The organism is Pontibacter qinzhouensis, from assembly GCF_008017455.1.
Taxonomy (GTDB): domain Bacteria; phylum Bacteroidota; class Bacteroidia; order Cytophagales; family Hymenobacteraceae; genus Pontibacter; species Pontibacter qinzhouensis.
Genome location: NZ_VRTY01000024.1, coordinates 37,196 through 57,861, shown reverse-complemented (window position 1 = coordinate 57,861; position 20,666 = coordinate 37,196). Strand labels below are relative to the sequence as shown.

General features: G+C 44.6%; 9 protein-coding genes. 7 read left to right on the top strand and 2 right to left on the bottom strand.

The features are described 5' to 3' along the window. Window positions 1-169: 169 nt before the first annotated feature. The gene (locus FVR03_RS08250) at window positions 170-4,192 is read right to left on the bottom strand and encodes a two-component regulator propeller domain-containing protein (RefSeq protein ID WP_147921268.1); all 4,023 of its coding nucleotides are present in this window, start codon (window positions 4,190-4,192) and stop codon (window positions 170-172) included. A gap of 1,761 nt (window positions 4,193-5,953) precedes the next feature. On the opposite strand from FVR03_RS08250, the gene FVR03_RS08245 reads away from it, so the two are divergent. The 7 genes from FVR03_RS08245 to FVR03_RS08215 all read left to right on the top strand — a co-directional run bounded on the left by FVR03_RS08245 (window position 5,954) and on the right by FVR03_RS08215 (window position 20,359). Then, window positions 5,954-9,187, top strand: a complete 3,234-nt coding sequence (locus FVR03_RS08245) for a SusC/RagA family TonB-linked outer membrane protein (RefSeq protein ID WP_255474128.1) — start codon at window positions 5,954-5,956, stop codon at window positions 9,185-9,187. A gap of 11 nt (window positions 9,188-9,198) precedes the next feature. Beyond that, window positions 9,199-11,094: a RagB/SusD family nutrient uptake outer membrane protein gene (locus FVR03_RS08240; protein ID WP_147921267.1), complete on the top strand. Its 1,896-nt coding sequence runs from the start codon at window positions 9,199-9,201 to the stop codon at window positions 11,092-11,094. A 42-nt stretch (window positions 11,095-11,136) separates the two neighbouring features. After that, on the top strand, window positions 11,137-14,163 hold the full coding sequence (locus FVR03_RS08235; RefSeq protein WP_147921266.1) for a SusC/RagA family TonB-linked outer membrane protein: 3,027 nt from the start codon (window positions 11,137-11,139) through the stop codon (window positions 14,161-14,163). Between the two features lie 23 nt (window positions 14,164-14,186). Then, window positions 14,187-15,947: a RagB/SusD family nutrient uptake outer membrane protein gene (locus FVR03_RS08230; protein ID WP_147921265.1), complete on the top strand. Its 1,761-nt coding sequence runs from the start codon at window positions 14,187-14,189 to the stop codon at window positions 15,945-15,947. Window positions 15,948-16,004: 57 nt separating this feature from the next. Beyond that, on the top strand, window positions 16,005-17,033 hold the full coding sequence (locus FVR03_RS08225; RefSeq protein WP_147921264.1) for a DUF5627 domain-containing protein: 1,029 nt from the start codon (window positions 16,005-16,007) through the stop codon (window positions 17,031-17,033). A gap of 26 nt (window positions 17,034-17,059) precedes the next feature. Beyond that, the gene (locus tag FVR03_RS08220; protein WP_147921263.1) at window positions 17,060-19,171 is read left to right on the top strand and encodes an endo-1,4-beta-xylanase; all 2,112 of its coding nucleotides are present in this window, start codon (window positions 17,060-17,062) and stop codon (window positions 19,169-19,171) included. A gap of 279 nt (window positions 19,172-19,450) precedes the next feature. Next, entirely contained in the window at window positions 19,451-20,359 is a 909-nt protein-coding gene (locus FVR03_RS08215) for an alpha/beta hydrolase (protein WP_147921262.1), read from the top strand. Window positions 20,360-20,400: 41 nt separating this feature from the next. On the opposite strand, the gene FVR03_RS24340 is transcribed toward FVR03_RS08215, so the two are convergent. After that, the gene (locus tag FVR03_RS24340) at window positions 20,401-20,577 is read right to left on the bottom strand and encodes a hypothetical protein (RefSeq protein ID WP_187270093.1); all 177 of its coding nucleotides are present in this window, start codon (window positions 20,575-20,577) and stop codon (window positions 20,401-20,403) included. Between the last annotated feature and the right edge of the window lie 89 nt (window positions 20,578-20,666).

Sequence of the window (20,666 nt, the reverse complement as noted above, 5' to 3'; positions counted from 1 at the left end):
TTGCTAAGACTTTGAGTGAGTGCAATACTTATTTTTCTCGCGGAAAATAAGTATTGCATGATTTCTATATGCTTAAACAGCGATAACCTTACCTTACCGAGATAAAATATGATAATCGTAGCTTTTGCAATGGTTTATTACCGGTTTAAAGAGAGCAACTTGTCCGATTTTATGAAATAGTCATTATGTTGTTTTCTTGACTTACATGCGCTTCCATATAAGCCGTTGGAGGTACTCCATAAAGCTCCTTGAAGGCAGTCGAAAAAGAGGCGAGGTTTGTAAACCCTACTGCAAAGGCTACCTCAGAAATATTAAGATGTTTGCTGGAGAGTAGATCTGCCGCTTGCTTCAGGCGGATGTTTCGAATAAAATCACGTGTGGACTGGTTGGTTAGTTCTTTCATCTTGCGATGTAAATGCACGCGACTGATGCCAATTTCACTGGCTATCATTTCAACGCTTAAGGCAGGATTGTCGATGTTCCGATTGATAATGTCGAAGAGCTTATTCAGCAATTTTTCATCTGCCGACTTTACAGCAACTTTCTGAACTTTATCCTGCTGGTGTTGATTGCCCCCAAAATTGTTTTTGAGCATCTCCCGGTTCCTGATGATGTTCTGAACTGTCTTTTTTAAAATCTCGATATTGAATGGTTTTACCATATAGGCATCAGCTCCAATACCCAAACCCTCTAAGTTGTCTTCCTCTTCCGATTTGGCTGTTAAAAGAACAATTGGAATGTGATTAATATTCACATTTTGTTTAATTTTTCGGCAGAGCGTAATGCCATCCATTTCAGGCATCATTACATCGCTGATAATTAAGTCAGGTGTTTTATTCAATAAAATGGAAAGCGCTTCTTTTCCATTGCTACAGGCTGTCATGTGGTACGCTGCGGCAAATTCCTGACAGATATACTTCCGGATTTCATCATCATCATCTACAACAAGCACATGGCTTTTTGATCTTGATCGTACTTTAACCTCTTCTGCATCTTCTGCTGGTAAAGCGAGAACGGCAGGATCTGATTTCTGCCTGACAGGTAGTGTGTTGGCCACCAGTTCTTCTGCCTCCAGGTGGTTCTTGCCTAAGGGCAGGCGTACAATAAAGCGGCACCCTTGGCCATTTTTGTTGCTTTCTGCCCTGATGTCGCCGTAATGGAGATCTACAATGGACCGGGTTAGGTTTAAGCCAATGCCTGTGCCTCCTACAAAATGATTATGGGTAGACTGGACCTGGTAAAAACACTCAAAAACCTTTTCCTGCTCGCTTTCTGCAAGGCCGATGCCACTATCTGCAATAATAATCTCAAAATATTGGCGCAACTCATTTGTCGCACGCGTATCTTCCCCGGTATGGAGGTAAATGTCGATTTTGCCGTTTTCGGGCGTAAATTTAAATGCGTTAGACAGCACATTAAGGATGACCTTATCGAAATGGTTAGGATCTACCCAGACCGGTAGCTGCTCTATCTTGTGGTGAAAACGTAAGTCGATTTTTTTAGAAAGGCACTGTTCGTCGAACATAGCACACAGCTCTCCTAGAAAACCAACGATTTCTGTTTCCTGGAATTTCAGCTGCATTTGTCCCTTGTCTATCTTGCGGATATCCATTAGTTGGTTAATGAGGTGCAGAATACGTTCAGAATTCCGATGCATGGTGGCATAAGTTTTCTGGCGCTCCCGGTCCTTGTCCTGCGACATCAGTTTTTTCAGGGGGCTGATGATCAAGGTCATAGGAGTACGAATCTCATGGGAGATATTAATGAAGAACTGCAGCTTGGCATCATTAATCTGCTTGGCATGCATGTGCTCCCGCATCTTCTGCCGTGTACGCTGCCGGTGAAGTATTTGCTGTACTACCAGCAGGAACACGATTGCCGCTAATAGCATATAAGCAGATTTAGCCCAGGCAGAAAAATACCAGGCCGGCGAAATAAGCACTGTAATTTCTTCTATATCAGAGTAATGGCTGTAATCTTTTGCCCTAAACTTATAGCGATAAGTGCCGGGAGCCAGATCTGTAAAGTTAACAGTGTTTGTTCCCGGGCGAAGGCTAATCCAATCTCCATCCTGCAGGGAGTACTGGTAGGTGATCCGCTCCGGATTGGCAAAGGCCATGGCAGACAGCTCTATGCTGAAGGAGTTGTCGTTGTGCGAGAGGTGGAAGTCAGAAGCATCCATTACAGCGGTATCTATAATTTCAAACATGCCCGATTTCATGCCTTTTATCACGGTCTGGTTATGCAGATAAAAGCCTGTGATGCGAACTTCCAGCTTTTTTCCGGGACTGGAGATAATAGCAGGGATTTCAGCAGGGTTGAAGTAGGTAATGCCGTTTATCCCGCCAAAGAAGATTTGTCCTTCGCCGTTAACGAACGCTGCTCCTTTGCTGAATTCATTTCCCTGTAAGCCATCGTTGGCATAGTAACTGATAAAGCTTTTGCTTTTGGGGTTTAACTTGGTGATGCCGTAGTTCGTGCTAAGCCAAATATTGCCGGCTTCGTCTCCTTTAATAGCACATATAACATTACTGGGCAGGCCGTCGTCCATAGTATAGGCCTTTATCTCACTTGTCTTGCTGTCTAAATGCATCAGCCCCTTTGAGGTACCAATCCAGATGTTGCCTGCTTGGTCTTCGTGCAAGGAGTATACAATATTGCCGTGCAGCAAATTATTGGTGCCGTGCGTAGATACAAAACTTTTGGTTTTCAGGTCCAGGCAACTCAGGCCATCGTAGGTGCCGATATAAAGTTTATTCTTGCTTGTGTGCAGGAGGGAGGTGATCCAGCGGTTATGGAGGAAGTTCTTTTCATTCTCATTATTAAACCCTGAAGGAGCAACGTATTGTGTGATTTTCTGCGATTGCAAGTCCATAGAGAAAAGGCCGGCTCCCATACTGCCTATCCAGAGGGTCTTTTGCCGGTCTTCTACCAGACTGAATATTCGCTCTACCTGATCGTTGTTCTGATCCCGAACCATAGTTAAGAATTCGCATTTTCCTGTTTTGCGGTTAACTTTCGCCAAGCCTTGCAAGTACGAACCCAGCCAAAGGTTTTGGTCTGAATCTTCGTAAATGCTCATAATGGAGGAGGGAACAGAGGCGGGATCATCTGTATGGCTGAAATGAGCTTTTTGTTCACCCTTCGTATCAATTCCGTAAAGGCCGTCGCTATCTGTACCAATCCAGCGTGTGCCCTCATGGTCTTCGAAAATAGAGAGTATGGCATTAGAGCCGATTACGTTGTTGTTTATGGATTTATACCCAATGTACTTAAAGTTACTGGCGCTGGCGGGCAGGAGCATTACGCCCTTTTGGTAAATGCCTAACCAAAGATTCCCGGCATGATCTTGAAGAATGGAGTGCACTTTCGATTTTTCGAAATTGAAGGTCGCCACATTAAAATTTCCATCCGTAATTATTTTTTTCTTCGGATCATAGATCTTCACTCCTTCGCCATCGGTTCCCAGATACAGCTCACCCTCTTTGCTTAGGTGCACTGTTCTGATGGCTAAATTTGGAGAGGGAGGATAGGGGATCTGGGTAAAGTCGTCGGTAGCTTTATTGTGGATAAAAAGCCCATTGCTCAGATTAGCCAGGTACATGTTGCCCGCTTTGTCCTGGCAAAAACTGGCAACTGTGTTTCTGGGCAATTCCTTGGAGGCGAGGAAGTACTTTATTTTACCATCGTTGCCAATCCGGAAGAGGCCTTTGTCTTGGGTGGATACCCAAAGATGCTGATATTTGTCCTCAAAAAGGTTGTCGATAAAATAGGCTGGAACCTGTTGTTGTATTTGTTGCACTTTAGGTTCGCTCCCCTCAAATCGTAGCGAAAACACTCCAAAGCCAGCAGTCCCAATCAGGATCTCTCCATTTTTCCGTTCAATTATGCTGAGTACATGAGCATCATGGTTATCGTTGCTACCCTGTAAAAGCCGTATTTGCTTAAATGAATCCGTAGCATGATCGTATAACTGCAAACCATTAAAATACCCTACCAATAGATGCCCTTTTTTGTCTTCGAACAGGAGGCGTACGTAGTTGCTCAGTATAGATTGTGGGTTTCGCTGATCGTGTTTATAAATAGTGAACTTAGAGCCATCGTACCGGTTCAGGCCATCTTCAGTGGCAACCCAAATAATCTGCTTACTATCCTGGTACACCTGGTAAATGAGGCTGTTAGAGAGCTCCATATCCACAGAAAACAGTTTCCCGGACTGTGCGCAGGCAAAACTAGATATCCAGAAGAACAGCAAAAAAAGCTTGTAAAATTTTTTCAATGCAAAATATTTATTAGGTGCAGGAGACTTAACCGATTATAAAAACTCTGTTCAGGACTTATTAACTATGTCAACATCCGGTTGTCAGGTTTAGTTTGTCTACTAAAATTAAAATAACCAGGCAATTGTAAAAAATGAATTCTAAACAGTTTACTGTTATAATACAGGTTGTAAACAAATTCCTGCAATAAAATTAGCACTATCGTAGCTAAATTCAATATAAATGTTGGCTCAAATAAAAACTATTGTTAGTTAACAGTTCTTTGTTGGCTTCAGGTAAATTATTCTAATGAAAACGCCCCTCCAGCAGTATTTTATACTACTACTGCTGCTGTACACAAACACACATTGTAAGCTTTATGCAGCGCCAGGAAGGAATTGTTTCTATTTCCGCCACCCGGTTTTGTCCTCCTGAAAGGATCTTGGTAGCGAGAGGCAACAGCAGAAGCTTTAGCATAGCCACTTGTTGAGCCTTTATAACCTCAGCAGTTTGTGTCATGGCTGCATCAGGAGCAGGAGAACTTCAGGAGGTACGTTTTCATTAGAATAATTTATCATGCCAGCCCCTGTGTTACATAAGTGTACATAGGCTGAAATGTTCTTACAGGCTATTACACGCCCTCTACAGAGTAATACATTTGTTACCAGTTTGTTTAGCCCATCTTATTTCTAAATCGATATTCTTTAGGTGTAAAAACTGTCTTTCCAGTATAATTCGGGCATAATGTTACAGTGGAACAAACATGTGTAACATTGTTTTTTGTGGATGTAACATAACACGAAAGGTGTGTAACATGAATTTGTTCGCCGTTTCCTTTGATAGAATATATTTGCTTCTGGATAAAGAAACTAATGTTTGTTAAGTCATTAAGGTGTTAAGTGTTTTATTATAAGAATAATGGCTTATTCGCCATGCCAAGCAATAGCTCGCGTGTGTAGCCATAAAAAGAAGTGTTAGCCGCTACAAGCAGTCTTAAACAGGAGGCTTTCTGAATAGAGAAGATAGATACAGGCTCATTAAATAATTTTTTCAGCAGGCAATTTTAGTTGATTTGAAAGCGGGATGATCAGATGTAAAGGTTGGTTACAGCCAATTTAAACCTTTGCTGCAAGGCTAAGTAGGCCGGATTAAATCCAGTGCAAGACAGGCTCAATATATAGAGTAAACAACTGGATACGATTACCAGTCAGGACCTATTCTTCAATTAAGAATTAAATACTTAACGGAGATACTTGCTTACATAACGTCCATGAAAAATGAATAGGATTATATGTTGTTTTAACTAGCTTTTTGAAACAAGTCTGATTTTAGCTTAAACAGCCAGAATAGTATATAACAACGGGTGTGTTGAGCTAAAGGCGCTTAAAATAAAGACACCGTGTGCTAAAAGGTAAAAGTTAATATATGGCTTAGAACAGAGTGGCTCCTTCGGCTTTGCCAGCGACGATATAGCGATGTACGTCACAAAGCAACTTTTAGAAAAGGTGAAATGAAGTAAAAATTCCATCAAACCAAATTACCGTGAACATGGGAATCGATACTAGTTAGAATAAATCGGGAATAACGTATTAGTGCTGCCTTAGATGATTTTGTTGGTTAACTAATTGATTTTCAGTTAGTGGTGTTTGTTAATTAAAAGGACCATTCAAGTAGTTAAAATAAAAAATGATTATATGAAAAAATTACTACGACAAAACCTGCATATGGTCAAATATGCCTTTATTGGGGTTTCTGTTCAATGTTTTTTAGTTGGAGTATCATGGGCATCTGAAAGCACTTTCCGACTAAACAGCAATGATCATGTTTACCTGTTTGCTGATGAATTGGTGGTAGCAGCCAATGAACAGACCACTCCACAACAAAGCAGGACAGTTACAGGCAAAGTAATATTAAATGATGAAAAGCAGGGTGTTCCTGGTGTAAGTGTGTATGTAAAAGGAGCTAGTGCGGGGACGGCTACTGATATAGATGGTAACTTTACATTAGAGGTGCCGTCCTCGGAATCGATACTGGCCTTTAGTTATATTGGTTATATAACACAAGAAGTAGTTGTTGGAACTCAGCGTGTGATTAACGTAACTCTGATGGCTGACTCCAGAACGTTGAGTGAAGTTGTAGTAGTTGGGTACGGCGAACAGAAGAAAGAAAGCGTTATTGCCGCTATATCTCAAACTAAAGGGGAGGTTCTGGAACGGGCCGGTGGGGTACAAAGTATTGGAGCAGCCTTAACAGGCAACGTGCCGGGTGTGGTTACCATGGCGAGTAGCGGCATGCCTGGTGAGGAAGATCCCCAGATTCTGATTCGTGGTAGCAGCACCTGGAATAACGCATCGCCGCTCATTCTGGTGGATGGCATTGAACGCCCGATGAATAGTGTAGACATCAGTTCGGTTGAGTCTGTGTCTGTGCTCAAAGATGCCTCGGCTACTGCTGTATATGGGGTAAGAGGAGCCAATGGCGTAATCCTGATCACCACCAAAAGAGGTAGCGAAGGCAAAGCCCTGATCAGGGCCAGGGTGCAAAGCACTTTAAAGTCACCTTCCAGATTGCCAGGTAAGGCCGATGCGTATGACACGTACCAGGTCCGAAATAGGGTAATAGAGAACGAGCTATCTTTGAGGCCGGAATCCTGGGCAAACTATGTGCCACAGGCAGTAATCGAAAAATACCGGAACCCGGCCAATGCCGAAGAACTGGAGCGATATCCGAATATAGACTGGCAAAATGAGTTGTTTAAGGACTACGCCATGTCTTATAATGCCAGCCTCAATGTAAGCGGAGGAACCAAACTCGTAAAGTACTTCACCAGTTTAGACTATCTGCAGGAAAACGACCTTTTTAAAGTTAACGACAATAACAGAGGGTATCAGGGTGGTTATGGCTTTAATCGCATGAACGTTAGGAGCAACCTGGACTTCCGGTTAACGCCCACCACTGTTTTAAAAAGTAATCTTTCCGGTTCTTACGGAGTGCAGCAAAGGCCAAGAATAGAGGTGAATGAATATAATGCATGGATTGCTGCCTACAACAATGCGCCCGACGTATTTTATCCAAGATATTCAGATGGTTCCTGGGGTTATTATGCGCCTATTGCCAGTAGAGCAGAAAACTCTATGCGGGTAATGGCTACCACTGGAACCAGAATTACCACAACGGCACGCCTTAATACAGATTTTACCCTGGAGCAGAACCTGGATGTTATTACTAAAGGCCTCAAGCTTGCCGGTACTCTTGCCTTCGATAATACATTTGTAGAAGCCAACCGAGGAATTAACGACGCTAACAATGCTACCCAGCAAAAGTGGATCGATCCTGCCACAGGCCAGGTGTATTACAGGGAAGCTTTTGACACCAATAATAGGTTTGATTTTCAGGAGCCGGTAGCCTGGACCACTACTGCCGGCGCTGTTGATAACAGATACTCACAACGCAGGCTTTTCTACCAGGCTCAGCTTAGTTATGCCACTACAATCGGGCAGAAACACAACATCACATCCATGGGCCTGGTTAACCGCAACGAATATGCTACCGGTAGCGAAGTTCCACGTGTTCGGGAGGACTGGGTGTATCGTGCTACCTACAATTACGACGGCAGGTATATGTTTGAGTACAACGGGGCCTACACAGGCTCGGAGAAATTCAGCAAAGAGAACCGTTTTGCCTTCTTCCAATCAGGTGGCATCGGCTGGATGATCTCCAATGAGAATTTCATGAAAGACATCTCCTTCCTGGACTACCTGAAAATCAGGGCCAACTACGGGCAGATCGGGGATGACAATGTGCAGGGGCGATGGCTCTTTATGACGAACTGGGCTTATGCAGGACGCGCTCAGTTGGGTGTAATTGGGGAGGGCGGAGAACTAAGCCCCTATACCTGGTATAGAGAAACCGATGTAGGAAACCCGGATGTTCATTGGGAAACGGTGACAAAAGGAAACGTAGGGATAGAATTTGAGTTTTTAAAAGGCTTTGTAAAGGGTAGCGTAGATTACTTCAACGACAGGCGCAAGGAGATTTTATTACCTGGTGGCAGCCGCGCCATACCGTCTTACTACGGTACACAAGCCCCGACAGCCAACCTTGGGGAAGTACAAAACCAGGGTTTTGAGTATGAATTAAACCTGAATTATAGGTTCGGAAATGGATTGCGCCTGTGGTCTAACATAAACATGACGCATGCCAGAAACAAAGTGATTTATGCTGACGACCCGCAATTGCTTCCCGACTATCAGAAAAGAGAAGAAAAACGAATTGGGCAGGCTTTTTCTCATGTAAACCACAGTTATTATAATACCTGGGATGAGCTGTACGCAAGTACTATCCATAACCAGAACGATGGTCAGAAGATACCTGGGAATTACCATATCATAGACTTTGATGGTAACGGTGTGATTGACGCACAAGACAATATTCCCTATGGATTTTCCGGAAACCCCGAAAACACTTATAACACTACACTAGGCTTTGAGTGGAAAGGCTTTAGTGGCTTTGTCCAGTTCTACGGTGTAAATAACGTAACGCGGCAGGTGGTATTCGGTAGCTTCGGATCCCAGAATAACGTGGTGTACGACGAAGGTAGCTACTGGTCTAAAGACAATATGAATGCCGATACCCCGCTGCCACGCTGGATCTCTACGCCAGCCAGTTATTACAGAGGAAATCAATATATGTTCGATGGGTCCTATATCCGTCTGAAAAACCTGGAGCTCGCCTATACCCTGGAATCCAAATTTGTAAAAAGCTTAGGAGTGAGCAATATGAGGATTTTCCTGAACGGCAATAACCTGCTCTTATGGACAAAGATGCCTGACGATAGAGAATCTAATTTTGCAGGAACAGGATGGGCTTCTCAGGGAGCTTACCCAACTGTTAAAAGGTACAACCTGGGCGCTAACATTACTTTCTAAATTAAACTATCATGAAGAAGTTTTTGAAATATATTGTAAGAGGAAGTTTTGCTCTGAGTTTAATCTTATTTGCCTCTTGCGAAGATTACCTGGAAAGAACACCTGATTCTGTTGTGTCTCAAGACGATGCCTTTCGGAACTTTGTTAATTTTCAGGGTTTTACGGAAGAGCTTTACCACTGCGTTCCTGACTTTACCAATGCCTACTGGACCAACTCCTGGAACTGGGGAGACGACGAAATTCAGTCTACCTCCCAGACTTTCCATTTTATAGTTAAAATAGAGAACGGAGATTTTTGGGGATGGCAGCGGCAGCACGATGGCTGGGGCGCCGGATGGATGGATGGTGGCGGAAATGCCACTACAACATCAAATGACCGGATGCATAGAAGACTGTGGCCGCTCGGCTGGTATGGCATACGCAAAGCCAATATTGGCCTCGAGAACCTCGATAAAATGACAGATGCCACCGAAGAAGAGAAAAAGCTTATTAAAGGACAGCTGCTATTCTTCAGGGCCTGGTTCCATTTTCAGTTCATGCAGTATTTTGGAGGGCTACCTTACATAGATTATGTACTCCCTTCCGATCAGCCTTTAAGACTGGCCCGGCTTAGTTATCAGGAATGCGCAGAAAGAGCGGCTAAGGATTTTAAAGAAGCTGCAGAGTTACTGCCTACTAACTGGGACAATACCACTGCAGGCAGAAGGACACTCGGCAAGAATGACCTACGCATCAATAAGATTATGGCACTGGGTTATTTAGGGAAGAATTATCTCTGGGCGGCAAGCCCCCTGATGAATCATGTATCGAAAGGAAACAAGACCTATGACCAGGAGTTCAGCAAGAAAGCTGCAGAGGCATTCGGTGAGTTACTAACATTGGTTGAGAGCGGACAAACTCCTTACGCATTAGTCCCTTTTGCCCAGTATTCGAGTAACTTTTATACCACAGGGCAGAACTGGCGGATGCCTGGAGGCACGGAAGCCATTTTCCGGGCGCCAACGTGGGGTGCAAACGGATCGAACTGGAATACAAGTAAGCAGTATCAGCCCTCACCGCTATTAACCGATGAAACAATTAGTTTCCTGCCAACATCTAATTATGTAAACTATTATGGCATGGCAAACGGGTTGCCTATCGAGGATATAACAAAGGCTGATCCGGAATCTGGTTACGATCCTGAATATCCTTGGCGTGGCCGGGACCCACGGTTTTACCATGACATTGTGTACGATGGTATAAAAACAGTTCAGGGAAGCTTACCTGCAGGTACAGATGCTTCTATCCGATATGCGAACCTCTACACCGGCGGAAATTACAGGAATGTAGCTACTGGCAGCCGTACCGGATACCTGCTGTACAAATTTATTCCCATAACGGCTAACAGGTACGATGGTGGTTTTGATTACGGCAATAACCTGCATATTAAAATTCCCTACATGCGCTTAGCAGATATCTACCTTATGTATGCAGAAGCTGCTGTGCAGGCATATGGCTCCCCAACCGGCAAAACTCCTGGCTACAGTAAGAATGCAGTTGAGGCGGTTAATGTGCTTCGCGACAGGGCCGGCGTAGGTCAGGTAGCTGGCAAGTTTCTGGGTTCAGCAGATGCATTTATGGCTGAATTAAGACGCGAACGCGCAGTGGAACTCTCTTTTGAAGGGCACCGCTTTAATGACCTTCGCCGCTGGTTATTGTTAATAGACAGCCCTTACACTCTTAAAAAGTCGGTTGAGTTTGACCGGGTAGGTGAGTTTAATACCCAGGACCCTAAACAGAACAAGGTAGCCAACTTAAGAGAGACGGTCATATTGGAACGCAAGTTCAGTGAAAAACACTACTGGTTGCCACTAAAGAACAATGAGGTAAACATGTATCCGGAATTCGGTCAGAATCCGGGTTGGTAAACCCAGTGATAGTATGCATTTAAAAAGTTTAAAACTGAACATATGAAATACTTATATAAAAAAGTGGTACTAGGTGCTCTCATCACAGTATTGCCAGTGATGCTGCATGCCCAAACCTCTGATAAGATTAATGTTAAGGCAACCGTTCGTGACGCCAGTGGAAAGCCGCTTCGTGGGGTTGTGGTTAAAAATGAACTGGAAAATAATATTGCAGTAGTTACAGATTCTTTAGGCGCGTTTACCATTAGCACATTGCCAAATACTATCCTGACAGTGGGCGCCTCCGGGTACAAATCAACCTCTGTTGTTGCCACTTCAGAACTAGGCGAAATTACTATGGACCTGGACCAGAATTCCAGGCCGGTGCAGGTTGCCCATCGCCAAGTCGCCAGAAAAGATCTGCAGGGAGACATTTCAGTTATTAACGTGGCTGAAATGCTGGAAAAAAACTATACGATCTCAAGTCTGGAGAATATGGAAGGTATGGTTAATGGCTTCCATGGCAATATCTGGGGTATGGATAGTTATTTAGTATTAGTAGACGGAGTGCCTCGTGATCCGGGAAGTGTCATGCCCACCGAAATCGAACAGATTACTTTTCTGAAAGGTGTGTCAGCGGTTGCTCTTTACGGTAGTCGTGGTGCCAAAGGTGTAGTATACATTACTACAAAAAGAGGCGAGGCAAAAGAGCTTCAGATCAGGGCCAGGGTAAACAGTGGCGTGCATGTGCCAAAAAGCTACCCCAGGTACCTTGGTTCAGCTGAGTATATGACCCTGTATAATGAGGCTCGCCGAAACGACGGGTTAAGTGAACTATACACAGAGAACACCATTTATAATCATGCTTCCGGTGTAAATCCTTACCGATACCCTGATGTAGATTATTTCTCATCGGAGTACCTGAAAAAGTCCTATAACCGATACGACGGTACGGTGGAGATAAGCGGAGGTAACAAACAAGCCCGCTACTATACAAATGTCGGGTTCAATACAGCAGGCTCTTTACTGAACTTCGGCGAAGCAGTTGACAATAATAATTCGGATCGTTTTAATGTTCGCGGAAATGTTGATGTGGATATAACTGATTTTATTTATGCTAAAGTAGATGCTTCTGCTATTTATTATAATGGACGGGGAGTGAATACAAATTACTGGCAAAGTGCGTCTACACTTCGTCCTTACAGATTTTCTCCGCTTATTCCTCTCAGCATGATCGAAGAAAACGATGAAGCTTCGTGGCAGATGGTAAACAATACCAGAAATATAGTAGATGGCAAATATGTTTTAGGTGGTACACAATTAGACCAGACAAACCCGTTTGCAGCCATTTATGCCGGTGGCAGCAACCAGTACACCAGCCGCCAGTTTCAGTTTAATACAGCAGTTGGTGCAGATTTAAACAATTTTGTAAAAGGCTTAAGTTTTGAATCCACCTTCGGAGTAGATTACGCCACCTCCTATAACCAGTCTTTTGATAACAATTATGCCGTATTTCAGGCGAGCTGGAATAACTATGCCGGATACGACCAGATTAGTAGTTTAACCCAATATGGCGTAGATGCCAGGTCTGGCAACCAGAATATATCTGGTAGCGCCTACAGGCAGACATTAGCTTTAACGGGGCAGCTTAATTACCTGAACACGGTAAACGACAACCACAACATTTCAGCCATGCTGGTTGCCAACGGGTTCCAACAGGCCACTTCAGGAGAGTATCACAAAACAAGTAATGCCAACCTGGGGCTTCACCTGGGTTACAATTTCAGAAACAGGTACTATGCCGATTTTAACGGTGCGGTTGTTCACTCTGCCAGGCTACCGGAGGCTAACCGCCAGGCCTTTTCACCTACTGTCTCTTTGGGCTGGCGCATCAGCGAAGAGGATTTTCTGCGAGGTTCCTCTGTGGTAGATAATCTGAAACTGTTTGTGTCAGCGGGCAGGTTACATACCGACCTGAATATTTCAGACTATTACCTCTACACAGATGCCTACACGCAGACTGACGGCGCATGGTATAGCTGGAGAGACGGTTCCCTTAACAGGACCACCGACTCAAGACGAGGATCTAACCCCGACTTAACATTTGCCAGGAGAGACGAAGTGAATGTAGGGGCCGAAGCGTCTTTGTTCAGGGGTTTGCTAACCATGGAAGGGACATTTTTCGCCAACGAAATGACCGGAAATGTGGTACAGGCATCTGCTTTATACCCGAGTTACTTCACTACAGGCTGGCCTAATTCTTCCTTTATTCCCTATGTTAACTATAACAACGACCGCAGGGTAGGTTTCGATTTCAACATGAACCTGAACAAGCAACTCGGAGGAGTAGCCTGGACGGTAGGGTTTGTAGGAAGTTACTATAAAACCAAAGCCACCAGGCGGGCCGAGCTGTACGAAGATGACTATCAGAACAGACAGGGCAAACCGCTGGATGCCATCTGGGGATTACAAAGCGAAGGGTTCTTTATGGATGATGAAGACATAGCCAACTCCCCAACACAGACTTTTGGTCAGGTAAGACCAGGTGATCTTAAATACAAAGATCAGAATGGCGATGGCCTTATTAATGCGCAGGATGAAGTTTTCCTGGGACGGGGCGGTTGGTACGGCGCTCCTCTTACCTTGGGCCTGAACCTGACAGCTAAATGGAAAAACTTTACCTTTTTTGCCTTAGGACTTGGCCGCTACGGTGCTCACGCCATGAAAAACAACTCTTATTTCTGGATGGCTGGCGAAGACAAATATTCAGAGGTAGCACGTGAGCGCTGGACAGAGGAAACAAAAGCTACCGCCACCTATCCGCGACTGACCACATTAGGCAGAAACAACAATTTCCGAAATTCAGACTTCTGGCTTTATAAGAGCAACAGATTTGATCTGCCTAAAGTGCAGATTTCATATGACTTGCCTCAAAGCGTATTAGGCAACTCATTTATTCGTGAATTGGGTGTATATGCCAGTGGCTTCAATTTACTCACAGTCTCTAAAGAGCGTGAATTAATGGAGATGAATGTAGGCAATGCTCCTCAAACCCGCTTCTATAATGTAGGTGTGAAAGCATCATTCTAATAAGAATTTAAAATTTGAAAGATATGAAAAGGAAATTATTATTCTTTTTAGCACTAGCCTTTACCTTTAGTAGCTGTGAGGATATGTTCGAACCTGCCAACCAGAACATACGGGAGATTGATGCCATGCATGGAGAACCTATTTTTGCGCAGGGAATCCTGCTGAACGGATACGCCCGTATCCCGACTAACGGATACTCCTTTAATGATGTGGCAACTGATGATGCGGTAAGTAACGATGTTAACAATAATTACTTAAGAGCAGCTACCGGGCAGTGGGCAGCAAACATGGACCCGTTTAACCAGTGGACAAACGCTAAAGCAGCCATTCAGTACCTCAACATCATGCTGAGGGAGGTTGATAAGGTGCAGTGGGCCAACGATCCGAATGTAAGTATGTTGTTTAGAGACCGGATGAAAGGTGAAGCATACGGACTTCGGGCACTTTTTATGTATCATTTACTGCAGAACCATGCCGGATGGAGTGGCGGTACGTTGCTTGGGGTTCCTATCGTACTGGAGCCTGAGGACAAGGATTCTGATTTCAATAAACCACGCGATACATTCGAGGCTTGTATGCAGCAGATTTACAGCGATCTGAAGCAAGCCGAGGAACTCCTTCCTTTAGATTATACCAGGATAACCAGCATCTCTCAGGTTCCTGAAAAATATCGTATTGGTAACGAGGTAGATGTTATAGACAGGTACGATCGTGTGTTTGGTGAATTTGCCCGGCAGCGTATGACAGCCCGTATTGCAAAGGGTATTAAAGCTCAGGCTGCCCTGCTGGCCGCTAGCCCTGCCTATAGCACCGGCAACACCACTACCTGGGAGGTTGCTGCCAGATATGCCGGCGAAGTGTTGCAGCTGAATGGAGGTATAAACGGGCTGGACCCTAAGGGTGGAACCTGGTATGCCGAAACAGCAGAGATTGCAGCGCTGGCATCGGGTGCTAATCCGCGGGAGATTCTGTGGAGGACCGACCTTGGCCAAAGTAATACGCTGGAGCAACAGCATTTTCCTCCCACTCTTTTCGGCAGTGGCCGGTTAAATCCTACGCAGAATCTGGTAGACGCATTTCCGATGAGCAACGGCTTCCCGATCACACATGCCTCAAGCAATTTTAACCCTGCGGCACCTTATGCCAACCGCGACCCACGTTTATCACGGTATATCCTGGTAAACGGAGGCACAGCCGGCGTTAACAATACTACAGTGGTAACGGCAGCAGATGGTACTACCAATGATGCCTTCAGAAGGGTGGAGACCTCTACACGCACAGGGTACTATTTAAAGAAACTGCTCCGTCAGGATGTTAACCTTAACCCACAGTCGACCAACACCCAGCCTCGCTATCAGCCCCGTATCCGGTATACGGAACTATACCTTGCCTATGCCGAAGCTGCAAATGAAGCCTGGGGGCCTTCGGGAACCGGCGCTTTCGGGTTCTCTGCCTACGATGTGATCTCCAATATCAGAAGACGCGCCGGCATTACCCAGCCAGACAATTACCTGGAGTCGATCAGGTCTGATCAAAATGCCATGCGCGAGTTAATTAAGAATGAGCGTCGTTTAGAGTTGAGCTTTGAAGGTTTCCGTTTCTGGGATCTACGTCGGTGGAAGTCAACTATAAACGAGCCGGCCCGAGGTGTTGAGATTGTAGCTGGAAATCATCAGACAATTCATGTGGAGGACAGGATTTTCAATGAATTTATGATGCATGGTCCTGTTCCATACAGCGAGATATTAAAGTTTAATGCTTTATCACAAAATAACGGATGGTAAGGGTTTATAAAGCCTGTTACTTCTACCTAAACAGTTATATAACGAAATATATAAAAGATGAAAAATATATGTTTTAAGCTTGTAGTCTTACTTGCCATCCTGACTTCATGCGACAATCAGGAATGGGTGTACCCGGATTATGAATACCAGACTACCTATTTCGCCTATCAGTATCCTGTAAGAACCATAACACTGGGTGAAGATGTGTTTGACACTTCACTTGATAACCAGTACAAATTTCAGATTATGGCCACTACAGGGGGGGTATATGACAATAAAAAAGATATTACGGTTGGTGTAACAGTAGATAACAGCCTTAGTAATAATCTGTTGTTTAATCCAAATGGCACTGGAATACAGGCTATGCCCGGAAACTACTACAAGTTGGTATCAGACAAGATTGTGATTCCGCGGGGCAAATTGATAGGTGGTGTTGAAGTAGAGCTTACTCCTGCGTTTTTTGCGGACCCGCTGGCCTTAAAGAACACCTATGTTATCCCGATGCGCATGACCAGCGTGGAGAATGCAGATTCTATTTTATCTGGTACACCATTGGTCGTGAACCCAAACAGAGTGGTGGCAGGTGATTGGGGTGTGGCTCCCAAAGATTTCGTGTTGTATGCGGTAAAGTATATTAACCCATGGCATGGATTTTACCTGCGTAGGGGTAAGGATGTTGTTGCAGGCAAAAACGGAAATACTGCGCTTAACCAAACCATTGTACGGGAACAGCAATATGTGGAGAACGATGAAGTGGTTAAGCTAACCACACAGTCGCTGAGCCAGATAGCGTATCCGGTGATCTACAAAGACAGCGAAGGCAGAAATATCGAGGTTAATCTAATTCTGACATTTGATGAGCAGGGCAATTGCACGGTTTCTTCCGCTTCTACTGCATACACCGTTACCGGTAGCGGCAAGTTCGTGAAAAAAGGAGAAAAGAACAGTTGGGGTAATACCGATCGCGATGCTCTCTACTTGGATTATAAAGTTGATTTTGATCAAATGCAAATAACCTCTACCGATGTTTTGGTAATGAGGAACCGTGGGGTTGCCATAGAGACATTTTCTCCCGTGCTCAAATAATATTTAGATCTGTTATTTAGAAGGATATGAAACATTTATATAAAATCTGGCTTTGCGTTACAGGTCTGGTAATGGCAACTGCCTGTGAGCACGAGCCTCTCGAGTATCATGTGGAGAAACCGTTGAGTTTCGAAGCACAGGAAGAGATTGATGCGTATGCTGACCTGAAAACCTATATCAACAGAGAAGCTAATCCTGCATTTAAGTTAGGAGCGGGTATTGCGTCAGCCGATTATATGGCAAAAGGGGTTATGTACAGGCTTATCAACAGAAATTTTGATGAAGTTACGCCACGCACTGAATTGAACCACGGAGCCATTGTGCAATCAAACGGAAGTCTAAGCCTGGGCAACGCAGAACTTTTGCTTTCTACCGTTAAAGCTGGCGGTGGCGCTGTTTATGGCCAGTCGCTTACCTGGCATTTAAACCAGAATGCTGCTTACCTGAAGGGATTGCTTACGCCGCTGATCGTAGAATCGCCTGCCTATGTAAATTCTTTAAACCTTTCCGGCTTAGCTTCAGGAACGCTTCAGGGGTGGACCGCTACCAATGGTGTTTCTGTAGTTGAAAATGAAGGAATGGGTGGAGGAAAAGCAGTGAAACTTGTTTCTGGCAACGGCGCTTCGCAACCGCAGGACCTGCAACTGGTGAGCCCGGAGATTACGGTTGTGCCCGGTAAAGAATATGAAGTGATCTGTTATATTAAGTCTGATAAGCCTGGAGAGGGGCGTATAGCTTTTGAAGGATTAAATAACAATACACCTGAAGTTGATTGGATGAATACCGGCAGGGCAATGGCAACTTTTGCCACCGGCCCCGGTTGGAAGGAAATCAAGTTCAGAATCCGTGATTTTCAAAGCGATAAGATAAAACTCCATTTTGATTTAGGCTATAGCCCCGACGTGACCTATTTACTGGATGCCAAGAACTTTTATGTTTATGACACCCAAGGCGAACGCATTGTGAACAACCTGGTGCCCGATGGTGATTTTGAGACAGGAGCAGGATTTGGAGGCTGGGGTAACGGCTCTACAAGGGGCGTTACCGAAGCAGGCATGGGAGTACAGGGCGGAAAGGCCTTTTGGGTAACAAACCCAACAAAAACCGGTGGCTTCTGGGAAGTTCAGACACTTTATGAGTTGCCCGGAGGACCTTTGCAGAACGGTAAAGTCTATAACCTGAGTTTTTGGGTAAAAGGTACGACAGAAGGCGTTATCAGGCCAGAAATGCAAAGCTCCGATTATAGCTCAAACGGCTTTGGGCAGGTAAATGTAACAACCGAATGGAAGCATGTGCAACTTGCCACAACTATTAACGCAGCAACCAGAAGCCGCTTTGTAATTAGTTACGGGGAGTTTGCTGGCACAGTGTATCTGGATAAAATTGTGCTGACCATGGAAGGTGCAACAACCGGTGGCGAAACTACAGTGGTTGAGAAAACACCTCAAGAGAAAAAGGCCATTCTTTCGGGCCACATGGAGCACTGGATTTCTGGTATGGTGAAAAACTTATCGCCTTATGTAAATGCCTGGAATGTGGTAAAAGAGCCGCTCGATGATGCAAATCCTGCTGAGCTAAGAACAGGAGCAGGTAAAGCTAATCTGGCTGCCGATGAATTTTACTGGCAGGAGTATATGGGGCGGGACTATGGCGTGCAAGCCTTTAAACTGGCAAAGGAACACGGCGATGCAAATGCTTTGCTCTTTATAAGCGACAACAACCTGCATAGCAACCTGAACAAGTGCAGCGAGCTTATAAAGTATGTAGAGTACCTGGAAAGCCAGGGTGCCAAAGTGGACGGCATAGGAACACAAATGCGCATCAGCATCGACACAAATAAAGACGGTATCAGAGAGATGTTGGAATTACTTGCTGCTACCGGTAAACACGTTAGAATATCTGAATTTGAGGTTGCTTTAGGTGTTGCTGCGAACGCAGCCACTGAAGCTCACTATACCGCTCAGAAAGAGATGTATAAATATGTGGTAGAAAAATATATGGAGATTATTCCTGCAGGTAAACGCTACGGAATTACTGCCTGGAGCCCGACCGCAGACCCGACCGGCCTCTGGACATCGGGCCTGAACCGCAAGCCTGCTTACTCAGGCTTCGCTGATGCGCTGGATGGATCTAAATAAATAGTTATGATAAAAAATGTTGGCAATAAGAAAAGCTTCGAGCAGGACAGGAGAATCTTATTGCTAACATTTAATTGGATAGGAGTTAATATACCGTAAATGGATACTAAAATCGTATCTGTGAAATTAAGATTCAGGCTAATGTTTTTCATCAGCATAAAAGCAGGCCTAGAAAGACCGTTTTGATGTAATTAAGTGCTCAAAACTATAACTACAGAAGTCATGATAACGGAGAATGATTTAAAGACGGAGTTAAACAAGTAACTTACAACTGAGGCTATGAAAAAACTTGCATTTACAGTTTTCTATGTATTCTTATCTACATTTTTGTCCTGGGCACAATCTATTGAAAAAATGGCCCCACAGGGTTTTGATCAACATCAGGCTAATATCAGGCATGGGAAAGTTGACACGGTGACCTACGATTCGAAAACAGTTGGCGTAAAACGGAAAGCATTGGTGTATACCCCGCCCGGCTATTCAGAGAAAAAGAAATATCCTGTGTTATACCTGTTGCACGGAATTGGCGGCGATGAGTATGAGTGGCTACGGAATGGTCAGCCTCAGATCATTCTGGATAACCTGTATGCGCAGGGTAAAGTAGAACCCATGATTGTGGTGCTACCAAATGGCCGGGCCATGCCAAATGACAGAGCGGAAGGAAACGTCTTCGACAGTACCAAAGTACAGGCCTTTGCCACCTTTGAAAAGGATCTGCTCCATGATCTGATTCCATTTATCGAACAGAAATATCCTGTCTATAAAGATCAGAAGCGTCGTGCTATTGCAGGCTTATCGATGGGAGGAGGGCAGTCGTTGAATTTCGGCCTTGGAAACCTGGATAAGTTTGCCTGGGTAGGTGGGTTTTCTTCTGCACCCAATACGAAAGCACCCCAGGAACTGCTTCCTGATCCGGCAGAAGCTAAAAAGAAGCTGCTACTGCTTTGGGTTTCGTGCGGAAAAGAGGATAACCTGATGAGAATAAGTACACGCACGCACGATTACCTTACCAGTAACCAGGTGCCGCACATCTTTTATGTAGAGCCAGGCGGCCACGATTTTAACGTCTGGAAAAATGACTTATACATGTTTGCACAGCTGTTATTCAAGCCTGTAGATGCATCCAAATTTTCTGAATACACTGTTCTGGGAGTACCCGCCACCACTACAGGCAGATCTGCAGAATAGTTGCAACTCTCATAATGGATGCGTTAAGTATTCGGGGCAAGCTACAGGAATGTAGCAAAGCGCTCATAATACCAGAACCAGGTTTTTCCCATATCAAAGTTGATTGTCGGCTTGATAGCAGCAGCAGAGGAAGTGATTTCCGGAGGGACGTTTTGATTTGAAGAATTGCCTCTAACTAAAACAGGCAACTCTTCGAGGCTCACTTGGGCTTGTCTCACTTTATTATTAAAAAACAGTGTGGCTGCATAGGATCAAAGCGGCCAGAGGCCCAGCAATAAAAGTCATGAACGAGGACGCTCGCGCTAGC